Annotated in this window: 17 protein-coding genes and 3 pseudogenes; 10 read left to right on the plus strand and 10 right to left on the minus strand. The window is 60.8% G+C overall.

Going from position 1 to position 20,419, the window contains the following annotated elements; all coding sequences use genetic code 11:
* Positions 1–35 precede the first annotated feature (35 nt).
* The 8 genes and pseudogenes from ACP2YP_RS29250 (at position 36) to ACP2YP_RS29285 (ending at position 8,035) form a co-directional block, all read left to right on the plus strand.
* Positions 36–998 (plus strand): helix-turn-helix domain-containing protein, encoded by a 963-nt coding sequence (locus tag ACP2YP_RS29250; RefSeq protein ID WP_426419708.1) that lies wholly within the window; start codon positions 36–38, stop codon positions 996–998.
* 262 nt (positions 999–1,260) lie between these two features.
* Positions 1,261–1,989, plus strand: a complete 729-nt coding sequence (locus ACP2YP_RS29255) for an SDR family NAD(P)-dependent oxidoreductase (protein WP_426419709.1) — start codon at positions 1,261–1,263, stop codon at positions 1,987–1,989.
* A 34-nt stretch (positions 1,990–2,023) separates the two neighbouring features.
* Entirely contained in the window at positions 2,024–3,043 is a 1,020-nt protein-coding gene (locus ACP2YP_RS29260; RefSeq protein WP_426419710.1) for an NAD(P)H-dependent flavin oxidoreductase, read from the plus strand.
* 366 nt (positions 3,044–3,409) lie between these two features.
* Positions 3,410–4,132 (plus strand): winged helix-turn-helix domain-containing protein, encoded by a 723-nt coding sequence (locus ACP2YP_RS29265; protein ID WP_426419711.1) that lies wholly within the window; start codon positions 3,410–3,412, stop codon positions 4,130–4,132.
* 110 nt (positions 4,133–4,242) lie between these two features.
* Positions 4,243–4,471 (plus strand): annotated as a pseudogene (locus ACP2YP_RS29270) (ferredoxin).
* 5 nt (positions 4,472–4,476) lie between these two features.
* Positions 4,477–5,659: pseudogene (locus ACP2YP_RS29275) on the plus strand (cytochrome P450).
* 161 nt (positions 5,660–5,820) lie between these two features.
* The gene (locus tag ACP2YP_RS29280) at positions 5,821–6,267 is read left to right on the plus strand and encodes a nuclear transport factor 2 family protein (RefSeq protein ID WP_426419712.1); all 447 of its coding nucleotides are present in this window, start codon (positions 5,821–5,823) and stop codon (positions 6,265–6,267) included.
* Between the two features lie 400 nt (positions 6,268–6,667).
* Positions 6,668–8,035: an FAD-binding oxidoreductase gene (locus ACP2YP_RS29285; RefSeq protein WP_426419713.1), complete on the plus strand. Its 1,368-nt coding sequence runs from the start codon at positions 6,668–6,670 to the stop codon at positions 8,033–8,035.
* A 199-nt stretch (positions 8,036–8,234) separates the two neighbouring features.
* Here ACP2YP_RS29285 and ACP2YP_RS29290 read toward each other — a convergent pair whose 3' ends face one another.
* The 4 genes from ACP2YP_RS29290 to ACP2YP_RS29305 all read right to left on the minus strand — a co-directional run bounded on the left by ACP2YP_RS29290 (position 8,235) and on the right by ACP2YP_RS29305 (position 11,585).
* Positions 8,235–9,251: a methyltransferase gene (locus tag ACP2YP_RS29290; RefSeq protein WP_426419714.1), complete on the minus strand. Its 1,017-nt coding sequence runs from the start codon at positions 9,249–9,251 to the stop codon at positions 8,235–8,237.
* A gap of 326 nt (positions 9,252–9,577) precedes the next feature.
* Positions 9,578–9,919, minus strand: a complete 342-nt coding sequence (locus tag ACP2YP_RS29295) for an EthD domain-containing protein (RefSeq protein WP_426419715.1) — start codon at positions 9,917–9,919, stop codon at positions 9,578–9,580.
* Positions 9,920–10,141: 222 nt separating this feature from the next.
* Positions 10,142–10,789 (minus strand): carboxymuconolactone decarboxylase family protein, encoded by a 648-nt coding sequence (locus tag ACP2YP_RS29300; RefSeq protein WP_426419716.1) that lies wholly within the window; start codon positions 10,787–10,789, stop codon positions 10,142–10,144.
* A gap of 76 nt (positions 10,790–10,865) precedes the next feature.
* Positions 10,866–11,585, minus strand: coding sequence for a DJ-1/PfpI family protein (locus ACP2YP_RS29305; protein ID WP_426419717.1), 720 nt, complete (start codon positions 11,583–11,585; stop codon positions 10,866–10,868).
* A 494-nt stretch (positions 11,586–12,079) separates the two neighbouring features.
* Between ACP2YP_RS29305 and ACP2YP_RS29310 the strand changes: the two are divergent.
* Positions 12,080–12,600: pseudogene (locus ACP2YP_RS29310) on the plus strand (LysR substrate-binding domain-containing protein).
* 773 nt (positions 12,601–13,373) lie between these two features.
* Here the strand turns inward: ACP2YP_RS29310 and ACP2YP_RS29315 are convergent.
* Genes ACP2YP_RS29315 through ACP2YP_RS29330 form a run of 4 tightly spaced genes read right to left on the minus strand, consistent with a single transcriptional unit; the run spans position 13,374 to position 16,990 of the window.
* On the minus strand, positions 13,374–13,778 hold the full coding sequence (locus ACP2YP_RS29315; protein WP_426419718.1) for a hypothetical protein: 405 nt from the start codon (positions 13,776–13,778) through the stop codon (positions 13,374–13,376).
* Between the two features lie 36 nt (positions 13,779–13,814).
* The gene (gene actP / locus ACP2YP_RS29320) at positions 13,815–15,470 is read right to left on the minus strand and encodes a cation/acetate symporter ActP (protein WP_426426301.1); all 1,656 of its coding nucleotides are present in this window, start codon (positions 15,468–15,470) and stop codon (positions 13,815–13,817) included.
* Positions 15,470–15,769, minus strand: a complete 300-nt coding sequence (locus ACP2YP_RS29325) for a DUF485 domain-containing protein (RefSeq protein ID WP_426419719.1) — start codon at positions 15,767–15,769, stop codon at positions 15,470–15,472. The genes actP and ACP2YP_RS29325 overlap by 1 nt, the downstream gene beginning before the upstream one ends.
* A gap of 30 nt (positions 15,770–15,799) precedes the next feature.
* Entirely contained in the window at positions 15,800–16,990 is a 1,191-nt protein-coding gene (locus tag ACP2YP_RS29330; RefSeq protein WP_426419720.1) for an FAD binding domain-containing protein, read from the minus strand.
* Positions 16,991–17,249: 259 nt separating this feature from the next.
* Here ACP2YP_RS29330 and ACP2YP_RS29335 point away from each other — a divergent pair, with 259 nt between their 5' ends.
* On the plus strand, positions 17,250–17,921 hold the full coding sequence (locus ACP2YP_RS29335) for a TetR/AcrR family transcriptional regulator (protein ID WP_426426302.1): 672 nt from the start codon (positions 17,250–17,252) through the stop codon (positions 17,919–17,921).
* Between the two features lie 47 nt (positions 17,922–17,968).
* Here the strand turns inward: ACP2YP_RS29335 and cydB are convergent, their stop codons facing one another.
* Both cydB and ACP2YP_RS29345 read right to left on the minus strand, forming a co-directional pair.
* Entirely contained in the window at positions 17,969–18,952 is a 984-nt protein-coding gene (cydB, locus tag ACP2YP_RS29340; RefSeq protein ID WP_426419721.1) for a cytochrome d ubiquinol oxidase subunit II, read from the minus strand.
* Between the two features lie 2 nt (positions 18,953–18,954).
* Positions 18,955–20,367: a cytochrome ubiquinol oxidase subunit I gene (locus ACP2YP_RS29345; protein ID WP_426426304.1), complete on the minus strand. Its 1,413-nt coding sequence runs from the start codon at positions 20,365–20,367 to the stop codon at positions 18,955–18,957.
* Between the last annotated feature and the right edge of the window lie 52 nt (positions 20,368–20,419).

Below are 20,419 nucleotides of genomic sequence, written 5' to 3' on the forward strand. Positions count from 1 at the left end.
CGCACCCGATCTTCCAGGTTCCCAAGGAGACAGCCATGCCGCCAACTCAAGCACCTGTTGGCTCAGGCTTCGCCCGACCAAGGCGACCAGGTGCGTCGGTCGGTCTGCTCGAGCGCGAATGGGACAAGTATGGCCCGGCAGGGCTACTGCAATCTTCGGCAGATCGAGGCTGGTCCGGCTTGTCGGCCGAATTGCGGAACCACGGCAAGGGTGTGTTCGCTTGGACCGCCCCGCCATCCGATATCGAAATATGCGTCGATGTCTGCGGCAATGGATCGCTCGTCACGCGGCGCGCCGCAGGCATTGAAGACCGAAAAATAGCAAGCCGAGGTACAATCTGGCTATCTCCTCCCGGTTTGCAGGAAGGTTCGGTCGAGATCGCCGAAGAACAATCTGGAATTTTGCATATTTATCTTTCAGTCAGCCAGTTCTCCCCAAGCAGCCTGGGCTCCACCCTCGATCAGGCAACGATCAGCGCACTTAGCTACGAAAGCGCTTTCGAAGATCCGCTGCTGGCCGAGATCGCATATGCCATTGCGTCGGAACTGAAGGTTCAGACCTCCGCCGGCAATCTACTGGTTGACGCTCTGGCTGGCAGTCTGGCGGCAAGATTGGTTCAGAGGCATATCAGCGCATCAGTTGCTCAACCTCTTATGCGTCGGGAGGGGCTCGATCGACGCAGACTGTTCCGCGTGCTGGATTACATAGAAGCAAACCTGGAGAGCGACCTCACCATTGATCGGATGGCGTCGATTGCGTGCCTGAGCAGGCATCATTTTGCGCGGTCCTTCAAGCAAGCCGTTGGGCACTCTCCTCATCGCTACGTCAGCGCCAAGCGCCTTGAGCGCGCGAAAGCTTTGTTGATCCAGAGCGATCGGTCGCTGGTGGATATTGCACTGAGTCTCAGCTTTTCCTGCCAAGCCAATTTCACACGCGCATTCAGGCAGGTGACGGGCCAGACACCCGGTCATTATCGTCAGACGCTCGGGCCGCGATGACGACAACGACCACCGGCCCAGAGGCCTGGTGACTTCTCTTGTTGCTCCGAACCCGCAAGTTGCGACTTCCCAACTCTTCACGCTGAAGAAGCGTCGGGCTGGCATCACCAGCAACAAATGACAAAACGACGGCACGCGGGGCAAAGCCTGCTGCCGGCAGGTCCACTATCTTGGACGTCATGGAGCGAGAGACGAGCGCGAATGTCTCCGCAGGCCAATAATGTGCCAGACACAACAGTGTCGCTAACGACGGAACCGGGATATGGCCAACACAGCAAAGACCGTGATCGTAACCGGCGGCTCGCAAGGCATAGGTGCCGGTGCCGTGCGGGCCTTTCTGGACCGAGATTACAATGTGGTTGCCACCTCGCGCAATGTCACCAAGTCAAATGACCTGCCTTCGTCGCCGAAACTGGCTTTGGTGGACGGCGACATCGGGGAAGCCACTGCTGCCGCAAGAGTGACCGAAACAGCCATCAGCACATTCGGCTCGATTGATGCACTGGTGAACAATGCGGGAATATTCTTCACCAGGTCCTTTACCGATTACACGGCCGAGGATCTCAAACGGCTCGCTTCCACCAACGTTGACGGGTTCATTTACATCACCCAGCTTGCGGTCAAACAGATGCTGCGGCAAGAATCGGGCGGGAGCATCGTCAGCATCACGGCCGCGCTGGCGGACAATCCAATCGCTGGCCTAAATGCCTCGATCTCATGGCTGACCAAGGGCGGCATCAATGCGATTACACGCAGCCTCGCCATCGAATATGCCAAGGACGGCATCCGTGTGAATGCGGTTGCACCTGGCGTGGTCGATACGCCGCTGAACCGGAATTATCCGAAAGATTTTCTGAAGACGCTATCCCCGATGGGGATCATTTCGAGCGTGCAGGAGATCGTGGAGGCCGTGATCTATCTGACCGAGGCACCGCATGTGACGGGAGAGGTGTTGCACGTCGACGGCGGTGCGCACGTTGGCAAATGGTAACGGGCCAAGCGAGCGCAGCAGCACGGAGGGCTTCATGTTGAAAACGCCCATCACCGAGCAGTACGGGCTGAGGGTTCCGTTCATCAACGCCGGCATGGCGTTCATTGCGACTGCGCCCCTGGTACGGGCGGTGTGTCAGGCCGGCGGAATGGGAATGTTGGGCAGTGCCGCGATGCCCCCCGACGTGCTGCAAGCGGCGATCCGCGATATCAAGGCGGTCAACCCGGCGTGCTTCGGGGTCGATATCATTGCGCGGTTTTGCGGGATCGAGCACATCGAGGTGTGCGTCGCCGAGAAGGTTCCGGTCGTCGTGTTCTTCTGGGACGATGCGCCCGAGGAGTGGTTGTCACGTCTGCGGGCGGCCGGCAGTCACATCTGGTTTCAAGTTGGCAGTGTCGAGGAAGCCAAAGCTGCCCTGAAACGCGAGGCCCAGGCGCTCGTCGTGCAAGGCAGCGAGGCCGGCGGACACAACCGAGCTGCCGCAGCAACATTCTCATTGCTCCCCGCTGTCATCGATGCAGTGCCTTCCGTGCCCGTCGTGGCCGCGGGTGGCATTGCCGATGGTCGAGCGGTTGCCGCTGCGCTGGCACTCGGCGCCGACGCGGTCTGGGTCGGGACTCGCCTGCTCGCGAGCTTCGAGGCCTATGCCCATCCCCAGTACAAGGACCGGGTCGTTGCCGCTGGCGTCGAGGAAACTGCCCGCCATTTGATCTTCGGTCCGGAGTTCCCTGATGCCTCGACCCGCGGGGTGCGCAACCGCATCGTGCGGGAATGGGAACGGCGCGACGATCCTCCGCCATACAAAATCGTTTCGGATTCGGAGCTTCCGGTGATTGGTCAGGCCCGTCTCTACGGACAGGCGTTTCCCATGAACCGGTTTTGCGGATTTCCGCCGACGCCGGAGTTCACAGGCGATCTCGAAGAGATGAGCCTGCTGGCCGGCGAATCGGTCGGTCAGACCAAGCGACTGATGAGCACTGCCGATATTATCGATGAGATGATAGGCGGTGCCGAAGCGCTAATCACGAACCGGCTCGGATCGATGGTCCGTTGATCGATCGCCGCTCGATACGGCGTGAATTTCCCCTGACCGCAGCTTGCCCGCAAAACCGATCAGTCGATGCGAGCTCTTGCCTCTCTGATCGATCGCCTCGATCGCTTCTCAGCCCGCGACGAGGCCCGCCATTCCACGGCCCGACCAGCATTGATGTCGCGAGCCTACGTCGCGTGGCGAAGGAACGATGCCACAAGCGCGGTACCTGATCGATTGCGCCTTCACGGCTATCAACGCTTTCGTGAAATGTGAACCAGTTCACGGTCGCGCATCGTCCTCCGCGTTACTCGGATCGGAGGATTCCGGTCCGTCGATCGGCCGATTTGATGAGATCGGGAACACGCCTCACGAGCAATAGGAAAAGACATGAACCAGAACATCGGGAGCAGCGGTTACATCCTCATCGTTAATGATGACCTGGTGATGCGGCAAAAGGTGAGCAGATACTTTTCCGACCACAATTTCCGTACCAGCTGCGTTTCCAGCTGGAACGAGCTGAAATGCACCGGCGCGCCTCCCAGCCTGATCATCATGGACCAGCCACGCGGGCTGAATGACGGGCTGGATCGGTTGCGATCAATCCGGTCGAGATCGGATGTTCCAATCATCATCACCAGCCACCGCGCCGATGAAATTGATCCGATCGTCAACCTCGAACTTGGCGCCGACGATTACATCGTAAGGCCTAGTCCCAGGGAATTGCTTGCTCGTACCCGCGCCATTTTGCGACGACGGCAGGTGTCGCGTACCGTGCAAATCCCCGACGCAAAAAGAGGTGGCTACAGGTTCAATGGCTGGCGGCTCGAGCCTTATCGCCGCAGGCTCGTGGACCCCAATGACGCACCGGTCTCGCTGAGCAAGAGCGAGTATGCCTTGCTGCTGGTGCTTCTGGAAGCATCCGGGCGGTCTCTTACGCGCGAGCATCTGCTGCGTGCCACGCGAGTTCATGAAGATATCTTCGATCGGAGCGTCGACGTCCAGGTCTTGCGGCTGCGGCGCAAGCTGGAGATCGGTCCGGATGGACCGCGCATGATCCGGACCGAACGTGGCATCGGTTATGCCTTTGCGCTGCCGGTGGAGCGATTCTGAGGTCGACGGCTTGTTTCGGCTGTAGTCCGTTTTCCCGATGCTGAAATCAGGCCGTAACGTGGCCGGATCAACCTCCGAAGCGATCGATGTCGCCGAGAGGAGGTTTGAAAATGAGCAGTCCCAGCAACCTCCCTGTTTCCACCGTCGAGTTGAAAGTGCGCGTGCGCCGGCAGCGCTGTCAGGGGCGGCGCGCTGCGCCGCCCTGGCGCCCGAACTGTTCGAACTCGACAAACTTGGCGAGGCCTCGGCGACGGCTTGGTTTCGGCACACCTGCACGACAAGGCCTATCTGGCCCAGGCCAACTGTCCTGAATCCGCAATTGATATCGAGGAAAGGTGATCGGCATGAGTAACCGCGCACCTGTTGCCGACTGGGCAACCGATTTCGACCACCTCGACCCGCGCTGGGTTGAGGATCCGCATTCGATCTGGCGCGAGTTGCGCCAAACATGCCCGGTCGCGCACACGGATCGCTTCGAGGGCGTCTATCTTCCGTCGCGCTATCAGGACATCCGCGCCGTCGCCTATGACACCGAGCATTTTTCTTCTCGCCGTGTGGCGATCCGCGAGGGTAAGCCGCAGCTGCCACCATCGCCACCGATCACCTCCGATCCGCCCGCGCATCGAGATGACCGGAGGATACTTCTGCCGCCATTCGCCCCGCAGGCCGTCGCGAAGCTCGAACCGAGAGTGCGAGCCATTTGCCGTGAACTCCTGGGACGGCTTCCTTCTGACGGCGAATGCGACGCCGCCGTGGAATATGCGCAAGAAATACCGACGCGCCTGACAGCCTATATGCTCGGCATCTCAGAACTCGAGGGCGCGAGATTCCGAAAATGGGTACGCGATTTGCTCGAACTGGGGGCTACGGATCCCGGAATTGTCCGCCGTGTATTTGCCGAGTTGGATGCATTCTTTGCGCAGGAAATCGCCAAACGTCGGAAGGCGCCGGGCGATGATCTCGTCAGCTACTTGCTCGACACCGGGCTCAACGGAGAGCCGCTGAGTGAGGAGCATATCTGTGGCACGTTGCGTTTGCTGCTTCTCGCCGGCATCGATACGACCTGGAGCATGATCGGCGCCAGCCTGTGGCATCTCGCCACGCATGAGAATGACCGAAAGCGCCTGGCTGAACGGCCTGACCTGATTCCAACCGCGATCGAGGAATTCCTGCGGGCCTATGCTCCCGTTGTGGTTGGCCGTGAAATCATCAAGGAGACCGAGATCGGCGGTTGTCGCCTGAAAGACGGGGAGATGGTCATGCTGGCGTTCGGTGCGGCCAATCGCGACCCGGCGATGTTTCCCGATGCGGATCGGATCGTCATTGATCGCACTGAGAATCGGCATGCGGCGTTTGGTCTTGGTATTCATCGCTGCGTCGGCTCGAACTTGGCGCGCATGGAAACTCGCGCTCGAGGAGTGGCTTGCCAAATTTCCCGATTTCATTCTGAGCCCTGGCGCGGTCGTCAAATGGTCGGCAGGAACCGTGCGGGGGCCGCGGCGGATACCAATCACCCTGCGGAATTGATGCCGCGAGAAACTCGCGGGCATTGAATGCGGCTCATTCGCCGTTCGCGCCGCCGTCGCGCCGTAGATGCGGCGCCATGAGAGTGCGGAACAAATAGAACAGGAAGCGCGTCATGACACTTCCGTCGTAATGAAATCCTCGATCGCCGGGACAGAGCCACAATGAACATTGTCGAAGTCGCGGAAAAGTTCTGCGCTGCGTGGAGTTCGCTGGACGCCGACGCCTTCAGCTCACTATTTGCGCCTGACGGTTGCTACACCGACATAGCCTTCGGAGTTACTCGGCGGGGACGGGACAACGTCCGCGAACATCACAAAATTTGGCGAATGGCCGTTCCCGAATTTTCCATGATGCCGGAGCACACGCACGTCTCCGGACGAGTCGTCGCTGTGCAAACGATATGTTACGGCAAATTTTCCGGTAGCGACCTTGGTGGTAGCAAAATCAGGGCCACACACAAATCGTTTCGCGCTCGCGCCATCGCAGTTCTGGAGGTCAACGATCGGGCCGAAATATCGGCGTGCACCGAATATTACGACCGGACCACCATGCCTCTCGGAGAGCCAACCCCGTTCAACCACCTCACCTGGCCGCAAAACGGCACTTAATGGATTAGCAAGACGCTCCGGCCAGTGCGAGGACTGCGGCTTCGCCAATACCCGAGGTCGCACCTGTGGCGACGATAGTCTTGCCTTTCATCGAGCGATTCCTTCTTCCGCCTCCCTGCCGAGTAATCGCCGTCACGCGACGCGAAAGAGAACGCTCGATCAAATGCCGGCGACGAGCCGCAAGCTTGCCGGTCCGCGTCGCAGCCTGCCGCGGCGTTACGGATGTAACGCAATATCCAGTCCCCGAAATTCCCACGTAACTGGTCTCGCTCACCGTGAGGACTCCGAGCAGCACCTCGCACAGTTGCGTATCTGATGTGCGTGGTACGCGCAGTTGTGCGCAGAGCTACGACGTTAGGGAGCTGGCTCAATCTGTCGAGATCATGAGGGGAGAGTGCAAATGAACATACACACTTCGGTGGCAGCCGCGACGCGTGAACTGCGTGCAACGATGCAGGATAGAGTCGTGTCGCGTGGCGACGATGCCTATTCCCGCACGCGGCGGATATGGAACGGAGCCGTGGAGAATCAGCCAGCGCTGTTTGCCGTGTGCGAGACGTCCGCGGACGTGCAGGCCGCTGTGCGGAGCGCACGTCAACACGGGCTCCCCTTGTCCGTGCGCGGCGGCGGACATGACTGGGCGGGACGCGCTTTATGCCCTGAAGGGCTCGTCGTTGACCTGAGCAGGATGAGGCAAGTCATCGTGGATCCGCAATCACGAATCGCAACCGTCGCCGGTGGGGCAACAGCCAAGGACGTGGCCGCCGCGGCTGGTGCCCACGGTCTGGTTGCGGCGATGGGCAATTGCGGCGCAGTCGGCATGGCCGGCCTGACGCTCGGGGGCGGCTACGGCCCCCTCAGTGGGACCTGCGGTCTCGCGGCAGACAATCTGCTCGGCGCCGAAATCGTGCTGGCAGACGGGCGGTGCGTGACAACCGGTCCGGACGCGGAGCCCGAGCTGTTCTGGGCACTGCGCGGCGGCGGCGGCAACTTCGGCGTCGTAACTTCGCTCCGAGTCCGCCTGCATCGGGCGCACGACACGCTGGCGGGATCGATTATCTACAACTGGAACGAGGCGACCGCGGTCCTGCGCCGCTATGCGGCATTCGCGGCCACGGCGCCCGACGAACTCGGCATGGCCGTCGGCGTGATGTCCGGCCCGGACGGCGAACCCGTCATCATGGTCGTGCCGCTGTGGAACGGCGAGCGGCGCCAGGGCGAGCGTGCCATGGAAGCCGTGCGAGCTTTCGGCGTGCCGCTATCCGCCCAGGTCGGACCCGCGACCTATTCCGACCTGCTCGCCCAGTTCGACGCGTGGGTGGAAGCCTTGGACGGCTACCACTGGGAGACTCGGACGCGCTGGCTGCCTGCCCTCGCCGCGGAAGCAGCCGACACGATCATCGCGGCGAAGGCCCAGGCGCCGTCACCGCATTGCTCGATCTTTTGGCACCATTTCCACGGCGCTGCGACGCGGATAGCGCCGGCTGGGGCCGCGTTCGGCTTGCGCCACGAGCACTTGATGATTGAAATCGTCGCGGGTTGGAAGCCCGACGGAGATAGCGCGGCGCACCGGCGCTGGGCACAAGATCTGTGGCAGAGCCTGGCCCCGTTCGCCCTGCCGGGTGGCTACGCCAACCTGCTCGGACCGAATGACCGCGAACAGGCGGCAGGGGCTTATGGCGGAAACGCCGCCCGGCTCGCGGTCCTCAAGCGCCGCTTCGACCCAGATGGCGTCTTCGCATCCGCCATCCCGCTGCCGGAGGGGTAAACCCGGCCTGGTCGCGTGTCATTGCATGGAGTGGTCCCCAATGAAAACCGATAGTGCCTGAACTATGGCAAATTCGTTTGTACTGATCGTTCTGTTGCCGCCGCGCTTTGAGGCCGGTGGGCCGCTGGATATATTCCGAGCGACCCTTTCTTCAGAGGGCTGTTTTCCGCGTGCCTGCGCGAAACCGCACTTGCACAAGCTATTTTAGTCCGATCACCATCGAATCCGGACCGACAAGCGGTTCGACCCACGTTTTTGAGAACCCGGCTTCACGCATCCAAGCCCGACAATCCTCTCCTGTATAGTCGAACCCGCCAGGTGTTTCGATCAGCATATTTAAGCTCATCATGAGACCGAAAGCGTTCTCGCGGCGATCATCATCGATGATGGCATCATAAACAACGACTGCGCCGCCTTTTGGAAGAGCATCATATACCCTGCCTAGAAGCATCTTCTTCTGCGTGAGGTCCCAATCATGGAGGATATGCCCCATGACGATGACATCAACTTTCGGCAGAGGGTCCTCGAAGAAACTTCCACCGTGAAAACGCACCCGGTCCTCCACCTCACGGTGAGCGATAAATTCGTCGAAGACCGGTTTGACCGGAGGAAGGTCGAAACCGATACCGGTGAGGTGAGGATGGGCGCGGGCAAGAGTGGCGGGTACCATGCCCTGAGCTGAACCAAGATCCATGAAGGTCTTGTAGTCTCTCCATGGGAAATTGGCAGCGATGGCCTGGGCAGCCCCCGCGCTTACTCCACTCATCGCGCTCACGAATCCTCGCAATTTTTTCGGATCGGCATAAATTGCTGCAAAAGGGTCTTCTCCACCCTTGCTCTCGTTCTGCACTTCGCCGGTGCGCAGCGCCTCCGTGAGCGATCCCCAGAAGCCATAGAGCCGGGCATTTGCCATCTCCAGGATACCGCCGATATAGGATGGCTTGGCTCGATCGAGAAAGAGGTCCGCCTCTTTGGTGTTGCTGTAGATGCCGTTGTCGCGCTCCAGCAATTTGAGCGCCACCAGCGCATCGAGAAAGTCTCGGGCTGACCGCTGATGCAGCGCAAGTTTTCTTTGAAGCGTCGGCAGGTCGGCCGGTGCTTTGGCCAGAGTGCTGAACACACCCAGTTCGACGGCACTCAGGAGTGTCTTGGATGCCCAAAAGCCAAAGCCGACTTGCATGATGTGTTCTGGTGTTGCTGCTGTTGCTGCGCTCATGAGTTGGTCCTCGTATTGGCCGTGTATTGGCCGTCACCTGGTACGCCAGGATGGTTGCAGAGTCTCGCTACGGCGTCGTTTCAATAACGGGCAAAGCAGTTACCGTCGTAAGACTCGGCTCGGCAGCCGCCATCGACGCAAACTAGGGATGTTCGTGTCCGCTCCCGTGCCTTGCGCCATGCTGCGTCGTCGCACGGCTTCGGTCGCTTTGAGAGCAAAGTGGACATCGCATCGTCGTGTCACGCCAACAAGTCTGTGGTACACAGCCTGGTTCGACGTTGATCATCGTCAGCCGCGAGTAGCCGAGCGCTGATGCACCGGTCTCGCTAGACCATTCGCTCTTCGGACGACAGGAACATCACCGTTTTCGTTCGGTCAAGAAAGTTCTCTTCGTCTCTTACGACAACGGAGGCATAGTCTTGATGGGCGAACGCAGTTATGGCTGATGACAAGTTATCGAACCAGACCTCGGCGACCCCGTCATAGGGCAGAATTGGAAAGCCTGCCGGCACGTCGTTCAAGCAGTGCTGCTGGGCGTAGCGGCGTATACTCGACGTGAATGAATCCAGACTCATGACAAGTGATGCGTGCTTGTCATGCCAATACTGGGTGAACTGCTCTCGGGTGAGGTCAGGGCGACGCGTTAGAAAAATACTGACTTTGATCATCTACACGTCTCCTTCAGTATTCGACTGTTGTCGTCTCAAATAGACGCGATGTCGGTCGGCACGCCAGCGGCGAAGCAGAGCGAACGTCCGCACCGTAAGCGAGCCCTGCTACGGAAGAATTGCAGGAACTGGATATCACGTTACCTCCGTAACACGGCGGCGGGCCGCAATGCGCGCAGCGAGAGGCTCGCGAGAAACCGCGCAACGAACGCCGCGCGATAATCAAGCGCTCCACGAATGCGCCTTGAAGGGCTCTTCCAGCGGCGGCTTCGTCACGCTGGCCGTATAGTTTGTGACAATGGATGCCGCCACGACCGCGATGACCTCCAACGCGTGCTCCTTGCGGAAGCCGGTCGCCACGAATGCATCGACATCGCGATCGTCAACGTGCCCGCGCTTCTCGATCAAGGTTCTCGCGAATGTCGACAGCGCTGCGGACTTAGCCTCCCTCGGAACGCGACGTGCACGAATGGCCTCCACATCCGCTTTGTCCAGCCCCTCCTTGAGCGCCAGACCGGTGTGGAACGCGACCGCCCAGGCACAGCCGTTAGTCACCGCGTTGGTCAAGAGAAGCACCTGGATCTGCGCCTCGCTAAAGTTGCCGCCGTGCACCTTGCCGAACAGAGCGACCAGGCTGTCGATGAGCACAGGAGATGTCGCCATGGTGCCGGCAACGTTCGGGATCATGCCGAATTCGCCCTGGAGTGCCTGCAGCGCAGGCTTGGATTTCTCAGGCGCCGTGTCGATCGCAAGAACAGGAAAGCTTTGCATTCTGTTTCTCCTATTGGGTTTTGGCGTGATAGCCGCGCCGTTTGGCTGTCTGGAACCGCTGCTGGCCCGTGAACGCAAAGGGCGGAAACGATCTTTCACCTGCAATCCATCTAGGGAAGGATGCCTTGGCGAATTTGCCAAATTCCCCTCGCTTTCCGCCAAGTGCTGTGCGATCTCATTGCACTGACCCGGAAACCTTGATGCCGAGGCGGCTGGCGACGCGCCGTGCAGTCGCTTCGCGTTGTGCAGTGATGCCAAAGACCGATTGGCGCGCATGCGCAAGGATCGATGCAGGCGCCGATTCCGGCGTGCCGCTGTCGAAAGGCGGCTCCGGAGCGTACACCATATCGAGTTGGATGGTCCGCGCGGCGTCGTCACCGCGCAACTCGGCGGCGAGCCGCAAGGCGCCGTCGATGCCGGCCGTGACGCCGGCGGCGAAAACCCAGTTGCCGTCCACAACCACCCGCTCGTTGACGGGGATCGCACCGAAGTATGGCAGCAGGTGAAACGACGCCCAATGCGTCGTCGCCCGCCGTCCCTTGAGCAACCCCGCCGCGCCGCAGAGCAACGCGCCGGTGCATACTGAGAAAACGCTACGTGCGGTGGCCGCCTGCTGCCTGATCCAGGCCAGCACCTCGGCGTCCTCCATGAGGGCTTCCTGGCCGAATCCGCCGGGCACATGAAGCACGTCGAGCGGCGGTGCATCCGACAACGCTGCATCCGGCGTCAGCCGCAACCCCTTGAGGTCGCGGATGGGCTCGGCGATCTTGCCGTAGAGCCGATACGTCGAGTTCGGTATGCGCGACAGCACCTCGAAGGGTCCCGTCAGGTCGATCTGGTCGAGGCCCTCAAATAGCAGGGAACCGATTTGCAAATGGATGTCATGCCGGATCATGGAGAACTCCTTCAAGTCGGGATGGACAAGCCAGCCTAAACGGGCACGCTCTGGCGGAAATGCCAAATTCCCCACGTTCCCAGCCAACCCATGTCCGAGGCAATTCGGCCCGAATCGTCGAATCGTTGACCTATCCTTTGGTGCACTTGCTCGATGTCACGGGGCCGCTCCAGGTGTTCGTCTGCGCCAACGATCACGCGTCTCAATCCGGAGGAACACCGCTTACGTCCTGCGCGTGGTGGCGAAAGACGGACCGGGCGTAACGACCTCCGCCGGACTTGGGATTGCAACCAGGTCGCTGCTGCGCGCCGGAGCGCCTCCAGACACCTGATGGTCCCCGGCGGTCCTGGCGGTCGACGCGGCTGCCACCGACACGGTGCTGGTTGATTGGGCGCGGCAGCGTACGAAGAAGGCGCGTCGCGTTGCGTCGGCCTGCACCGGAGCGTTCCTGCTGGGGGCCTCAGGCGCACTCCTCGACGCTCGCGGACGAGCTGGTGCACGGCAAGCTCGACATTGGGTTTCTTCGCGTCGAAAAACTAGCCGACCTCGAGTTCAAGGTCGTGGCGAAGGAGCCGCTTGTCGCGATCCTGCCAAGCGATCACCGGTTGGCGCAGCGCAGGGCCATTGATCCCCATGATCTCGTCGGCGAGACCTATATCGGCATTTCCAGAGTACCGCGGGTGCTTCGCGGCATCGTCGCCGAATATTTCAAACAATGCAAAATCGAAATCACGCCGTCGCTCGAGGTCGACAACTAGCCATGGCGATTTCGCTCGTCGCTTCCACGCGGGGCGTGGCGCTATTGCCGGCGTCAGCAAGAAACTTCCTGCCATGGTCAGTCATCAGCCGACCTCTCAAGGGCGAGGTACCAACCATCGATCTAGCGGTCGGTTACCACAAGGCCAACGCCTCACCTCTCCTGAAGAGATTTTTGTCCCGGACGGACGATCTAGCCGCGATAAGACCAGGCGAGGCCGGACCAGTCTCTGGATCAAGGTCTATCGTGGGGCGCTAAAACCACCGCCGGCGGATGGTTGGATCTCATGCGCTGCGGGTGCCTCGACGGGGACAATGCTCAATGGCCGACATGGACGGGGCCACCGAGCTTGACCCCTGCGCAGGGTCAGCGCGAGCGGCTCCGCAATCTTCGAATGGCAATTCTGCCGCATTGCGACGATCGCGTCATGATGCGGAAGGTGCGATCCAAGCCATCGAACCATAGCGTGGAAACGACGGCAAATGGCGGAGAGAGTGGGAGTCGAACTCACGATTCACGATCGTGATGCTGAACTCCAAGCGCCCGCCATCACTATTTGCGTCCTGCTCTAACATGGAGCAGGCGCGCGAGATGCGCCAGGCCATCGTCTGGCATCGGCGACCATCGAGCGTTGCTTCACGGCAGGGAGCGCAATGGTCGCGCTGGTCGCTCGCCAGCGCTAGGGGTACAAAATCGCACGAAATCGTAGTTTGGCGTGCAAAATCGCAGGATTGGTAGCGGGAGACCGCTACAGCCCAAAACCCACTTTTGGGGATAGTGGGTCACGCTTGGTAGCGGGGGAGCGCTACATCGCAAAACCCACTATTTCGGAAGTCCTGTTTTCTTAATTGGCGAGCAGCGTAACTGGCCTGGCGGAGCTTTGATAGTCCGCCAGGAGCCGCATTTGTGCGCAATCCAACGACGACTTCGAATCGTGATGGCTTTGAGTCTTATGGAGCCAGGTCAAACCCGGCTGCAGTTCATGCATCGATCGAAAGTCGCCCCGTTCGAAAGAGGCTTTGCCAAGGCGTTCACAAGCCAAGTTCCAAGGGCGCATTGGCGCTGTCGAGGAACTCAACCGTGGTGAACCACAAGTCAGCGTCGCCGACGTTTTCAAGATCGTGGATTTTGTATGCGCCCTTTCCATAAGCGAAGTGACGCGTCTCGCCGGCCGAGTAGACGGCTTCGACGATCGTTCCGTCCTCCGCGTGCGACTGCGCCCGCCCCGGCGTCACTGCGGTCCAAAAGTAGTCTAGCACATGACGATGGAATCCGATGCGCTGGCCCGGAGCAAGCCGGATTTCCCAGACACGCACGCGGTCGGTTTCGGACAAGAGCCGCGTGCCGACGCGCCCATTGAACTGATTGGCTTCGAGCTCTTTGCGAATAGCATCGGGCCAGTCAGCCCTAACCTCTTCGGTCACACCAGTGCTCACTGTAGTGCCTCCTTGCGATGAGTGATCCATGCTGCGTTACTTGACGCCGAGCCCGGTCTGGCCACGAACGTGCTGCGCGCCGAACGATGCGCGGACAGAAGTTGCCGCCGCACTGCGGTCCAGCACCGACACCGCCCACGATACGGCGAAGGCAAGAGGAACCGAGACCAGCGCCGGATTGTCGTAGGGGAATGGCGCCGGCCCGAGCTTCAACGTCGCGGTCCATACGCCTGGGCCGAGGGCGACCAGTCCCACCGAAGCCACGAGGCCGGCGAGCGATCCGCTTACGGCGCCTCGTGTCGTGAGATCAGGCCAAACGATCGACAGAAGGATCACCGGGAAGTTCGCGCTCGCAGCGATCGCGAAGACCAGTCCGACCATGAACGCGATATTCTGGTTTTCGAACACCAGGCTCAAGCCCATCGAAAGCAGGCTGATTGCGACCGCGGCAGCCTTCGAGACAAGTACTTCTTCCTGCTCGCTCGCACGGCCCTTGCGGATCACGCGGGCATAGAGATCGTGGCTTGCCGCCGAAGCTCCCGCGAGTGTCAGCCCCGACACGACAGCGAGGATCGTCGCGAATGCCACCGCTGAGATGAACCCGAGTAGCAGCGATCCGCCGACGGCATCGGCCAGATGCAGAGCCACCATGTTGACGCCCCCAATGAGCCCACCCGACGCATCCCGAAACTGCGGATTGGCCGAAATGATCGCGATGGCACCGAAGCCGAGCACGAACAACAGGCTATAGAAGATGGAGATGAACCCCGTCGCAACCAGCACCGACGTGCGCGCCTGACGGGCATCGCTGACAGTGAAAAAGCGCATGAGGATGTGCGGCAAGCCGGCCGTGCCGAAGATCAGGGCCAATCCGAGGGAGATCGCCGACACCGGATCCTTGACAAGTCCGCCGGGTGCCATGATCGCAGCAGCCTTCGGGTGCAAGGTGACCGCCTCCCGGAAGAGAACCTCCAGGCTGAAGCCGAAGCGCCCGAGAATCAGGATCGACATCAGGACCGAGCCCGACATCAGCAGTATGGCTTTGATGATCTGCACCCAGGTCGTCGCGAGCATGCCTCCGACCGTCACATAGATCATCATCAGCATGCCGACGATGCCGACAGCGTAGATGTAGGGAAGCCCGAACAGGAGCTGGATCAGCTTGCCGGCGCCCACCAACTGGGCGATCAGATAGAAGATCACAATCACGAGCGTGTTCACGCCCGCGATCGCCCTGACCGGGACCTCGGAGAGCCGATACGCCGCCACGTCGGCGAAGGTGTAGCGGCCGAGATTGCGCAGCGGCTCGGCAATCAGAAACAGGATCATCGGGAAACCGACAAGAAAGCCGATCGCATAGATCATGCCGTCGTAACCCGAAGTGTAGACAAGCGCGGTGACACCCAGGAATGTCGCAGCCGACGTGTAATCGCCGGCGATGGCGAGTCCGTTCTGGACCCCCTTGAGGCCGCCACCGGCGGCATAGAAGTCCTTGGCTGTGCTCGTGCCCCGTCTCGCCGCCCACCATGTGATGGCAAGACTGACCGCGACGAAACCGAGAAACATGGCGATCGCCGTCGCATTCAGCGATTGCCGCGTGCCGACTGCAGACGTCAGCGCGTCGGCCGCCGCTGGATCGGACAGCAGGGCAAAGGCGGTTGCGAACAGGACTCCACGAGCCGAGCACGACATCATCGGAGGTCCTCCAGAAGAAGCTGGCTGAGGCTGTCAAAACGGGAGTTGGCGCGCCGGACATAGACGGCCGTAAGAAGGAAGCCGAGCGCGATCAGACCGACGCCGATCAAGACGCCCCAGGTAATCACGGTACCGTCCCAGAGCGGGTGCCCCAGCAGCCGGGGCCAGAACGCGATGGTCAGGATGTAGGCGAAATACGCGGCGGCCATGACGATCGACATGCTGACGCCGAGGCGTGTGCGCTCACTCGCGAGCTGTCTGAATGTTGGATGATCCTGAATGGCTTGCAGGTCCATGGTTTGCAGTCCTCCCTCTTTGAAATCTGATTAGGCGGCAATGCCCGTCGCTACGGCAGTTTCCGCCATCACTGCCTCGGGGCTGCGATGCAGCTCAGCCATTGCCCGTTCCTCGGAAGTGGCGATCTGCGCCTGCATGTACGCGCCGAGATGGCGGGCCCGACGGACCACGGCGGCACCGAAGGGAAGCCGGGTGGACTCGAAATGCGCGAACGCCGCGGGCAGGTCGGCTGGATGAGCTCGCAATGCATCGACCAGAGCCGCCGCGTCGGCCGCGGCCTTGGTCACTCCCATTCCGACGTGGGGTCTGGCAACAAACGCTGCATCGCCGAGGATCACCGTTCGGGATCCGAGCGCCATACGCGGCGTCTCGAGATCCAGAATGGCCTGTATGAACGGCTGCGAGGTCAGGCGAACGACCTCGGCAAATTGCGGCGCAAGCAATCTCTCCGCGTCCCGCCGCATTGCGGTGATCACGTCGGATCGAATCCTGGTCGGCGGAATGGACAATTCATGCCTGATCCCGTCGACGTCTGTCAGGAGATCCGCCAACCCAAGATCAGCATCGGCGGGGCGGTACCAAACAAAGTTGAAGCGGCGGTCGCCGACGCTCATCTCCTCGCTGGCTCCGGCGACGGGATAGCCGAGCATCTGCTCACCGGGCGGCAGGCTGAAGGCGAACCAATCGCATAATTCTGCGCGAGTCCGAGGCGACAGGTCCCGCTCATTGACGAGGCCCCGCCATGCGACGTAGCCGGCGTACGCAGGACGGACGTCGGCGGCAAGCTGCGCCCTGACGCAGGAAAACAGGCCATCCGCGCCGATCAGCAGATCCGCCGAGACCTCCAAACCGTCGGCGAAGCGCGCGACCACGCGATCGCCACGCTCTGTGATCCGCACGAGGTTCTTCCCGTGATGATAATGTTCCGCCGGTAGCGCGGCCTTCAGAAGTCCGTAGAGGTACCCCCACGACGTAAGAACCTGGCGCAACCCGAGCTCGCCCGCGATATGGCCGCTTCGGTCCAGCACGCGCCGCCCCGGGACAACCACTCCGACGGCGGCGGCTTCGGTATCGATGCCGGCCCTGCCCAGCACGTCGAACAACTCGCGATGGGTGACGATCCCGGCGCCACGGCCTGCCAGCTCGGCGCCGATACGTTCGTACACATCGACATCCCAGCCTTCCCGCCGCAGCAGCAGTGCAGCGAACAGTCCGGCCATGGACCCTCCAACCACGAGGGCTTTAGGCCGTGCCTTCCGCGTCCAGCGATGCTCACTCATATCCAGCCTCCCTCCCGTCGTCGGTGGCGCAGCGTTGCGAGTGCCGCTGTTTATCGTTTGATCAATTATCGTGACGTCATTGACACGAGTCAACAGCTATTTATCACATGATAAACAAAACGTGATGACCTCACGCTCGGTCGGCTGGGCCAGCAAATCGGTGTATGAAGTCCCGTGCACCCAAACCGACGAATCAAGTGTGAAGCAGCCGAGCAGACCGCGTCTCCGAACGCCGATCCGAGAACAGCAGAGGCTGGACCCGTCCGAGCGGGAAGCCATTATTGCGCGAGAAGCCGTCTCGTTCTTCGCCGAGTACGGGTTCGAGGGGCAGACCCGCGAGCTCGCGAAGCGGCTGCACATTACCCAGCCCCTGCTCTATCGCTACTTCCCAAGCAAGGAAGCCCTCATCGAGCGGGTCTATCAGGATGTTTTTGTCGGCCGCTGGAAGCCATCCTGGGAGAAGATCATCACCGATCGCTCGGTCCCTTTGAAGGCAAGACTGATCCATTTCTATCGCGAATACGCCGAGGCCATTCTCACCTACGAGTGGATCCGCCTGTTTATGTTCGCAGGACTGAAGAACCTCGGATTGAACGCCCGCTATCTGAAAATGTTGCGCGAGCGCGCGTTCGAGAAGGTCATCGAGGAGATCAGGATCGAATACGGACGCCCTTCGACCGAGGAACTCCCGATTACCGTGCTCGAGATCGAGATGGTCTGGGGACTTCACGCGGCAATCTTCTATCTCGGCGTGCGTCAATTCATCTACTCGATGCCTCTCGAAACCGACGTCAATTCGATTATTGATGCAAAGGTGGCGACGTTCCTCAGTGGCCTTCGCTCCATTCTACCTGCGAAGGCAACGGCCTAGAGCCGTCAGGACGAAAAGATGGACGACCTTGCCGGTCGGCAGCCCGCTCATGAATACTCGCCGCCTCGGGCCTTGCCGCGAAAGAGGAAGTACACGACCCCTGTGTAGATCAGCGTAATCGGGAGCACAAACAGTCCCGCTCCCCAGAAGAGAAACCGAAGCGAGGCATCGGGAGCCGCGGCCTCCCGGATCGTAATCGAGAAAGGCACGATATACGGGAGAAAGGAGACCGCCAGGGTGGCGAACGCGGCCGCGAATATCGTCGCGCCACAGATGAACGGCAGGCCATCATGGCCTCTCCTCAAGGCAACGGCGAGCATGCCGAACGCCGCCGCACCGATGACCGGAAACGCCAACAGAACAGGGCGCTCGATCCAGCGATGCAGCACGGGAAGCTCGATGACGAGCGCGTAGACGAACGCGGCGATCAGGAAGCTGACCAGCGCGACCATGAGCGAGGGCAACGATCTCTGTGCGAACATACGGACGTCGCCGGCGCACTTTGCGACAATCCAGCACGCTCCGATGAGCGCATATCCCACGCACAGTCCCAGGCCACAGAGGAACGCAAACGGCGATGCCCAGCCAAAGGAGCCCCCGACGTAGACGCCGTTCACGATCGGAAGGCCTCTCACGAGTGCCCCCACGGTGGTTCCCTGCACGAATGTCGCCAGATAAGAACCGACGACAAATCCGGCATCCCACACCCAGCGAAATCGCACGGTCTTGTAACGAAACTCGAACGCGACGCCGCGCAGGATCAAACCGCCCAGCATGAGAAACAAGGGCAGATAGAACGCGGACAGCAAAGTGGCATAGACGATCGGAAACGCTCCGAACAGAATCGCTCCCGCGATCACCAGCCAGGTTTCGTTGCCGTCCCATACCGGTGAGATCGCCGCCAACATCTGCCGCCGGCCGGATTCCCCCGCCGCAAACGGAAACAGCAAGCCGATCCCCAGATCGAACCCGTCGAGCAGGACGTAGAGCAGAATGGAAATTGACAGGGCGCCCGCCCAGAACTCGACCATCGTCACTCTCCCGCTCTCGACCTCTGCAGCACGCCCGGACTGGCGCCCGCCAGAGAGAGCGGCCGTTTCGGATTGGTGCTGCCCGGAGCGAGCATGGGCGCCGGTGTGGGCCCGACCTTGAGCTGCCGGTAGATGTAATAGGTGCCGAAGCAGAAGATCAGCGTGTAAATCGCGGCGAACATGATGAGGCTGGTTGCCACCTGCGAATTCGTCAGAAACGGTGTTGCCGCCTCGGACGTACGCAACTGATTGTAAACGGCCCACGGCTGTCGCCCGACCTCGGCGGTGAACCACCCGGTGAGCGTGGCAATGAAGCCGAGCGGAAACGAAAGGAAGGTGCCCCACAGGAACAGCCTTGCCTTTACGATCCGCTCACCGATGCTGAGCCACGACCCCAGCCATGCGACCGCAAGCATGAGGAGGCCGCAGCCCACCATGATGCGAAAGGCGAAGAACGGGATCAGTACTGGAGGACGGGCATCCCTGGCGAAACTCTTGAGGCCGATCTCCTTGGAAGTCAGGCTCATCGAACCGATAAGGCTTCCCAGATACGGGATTGCCAGTTCGAAGTGGTTCGATTCGGTGCTTTCGTCCGGCCAGGCAAGGATGATCTCCCGCGCGGGTTGCTGGTCGTTCCATCGGCCCTCGATCGCAGCGAACTTCGCAGGTTGCTTGTCGTGCACATAGTCGCCGGTCAGATGACCGAAGAACAACTGGGCCGGCACCAGGATGGCCGCGAGCCGTAACGCCATCGTAAGCATGGCCCTGCCCTCCTGCACGCTCCGTTCCTGCAGCATGTACCAAGCGCCGGTCGCCGCGACGCAGAACGCCGAGGTCACAAAGGCGGCCAGCATCATGTGGGGAAACCTCACCCAGACCACCTTGTTGAAGATGATGGCCGACCAGTCAGTGGGAGAAAACACGCCACCCGGACTGATCTCGTAGCCGGTCGGCCACTGCATCCAGGTGTTGTTGACCATGATCCAGAACGACGAGAGGCTCGTCCCCAGCGCGACCATCAGACACGCAACGAAGTAGAGCCATCTCGGAACGCGGTCCCGGCCAAACATCAAAACGCCGAAGAAAGCCGCCTCGAGTGCAAAAGCAGTGAAGCTCTCGTAGCCGAGCAAGGGACCCTGGATAGGTCCGGTGCGGCGCGAGAGTTCGCTCCAGTTCGTTCCGAATTGGAAGGCCATCACGATGCCCGAGACGACACCGAGGCCGAACGCCACGCCGAATATCTTCAGCCAGAAGTCGGAGAGCCGGCGGTAGATCTTGCGGCCGGTGATCAGACCGCAAGCCTCCAGAAAGGTCAGCCACGCAGCGAGGCCGATCGTGAATGCGGGAAAGATGATATGCACGGAGATCGTGAATGCGAACTGTATTCGTGACAGCAGCAGCGGCGTTACGTCCATGTCGGTCTCGTTTGATGAAGCGCTACGGGGTCGCGAATGTCGACGCCCTAAT

This window comes from Bradyrhizobium genosp. A, assembly GCF_049949275.1.
GTDB lineage: Bacteria > Pseudomonadota > Alphaproteobacteria > Rhizobiales > Xanthobacteraceae > Bradyrhizobium.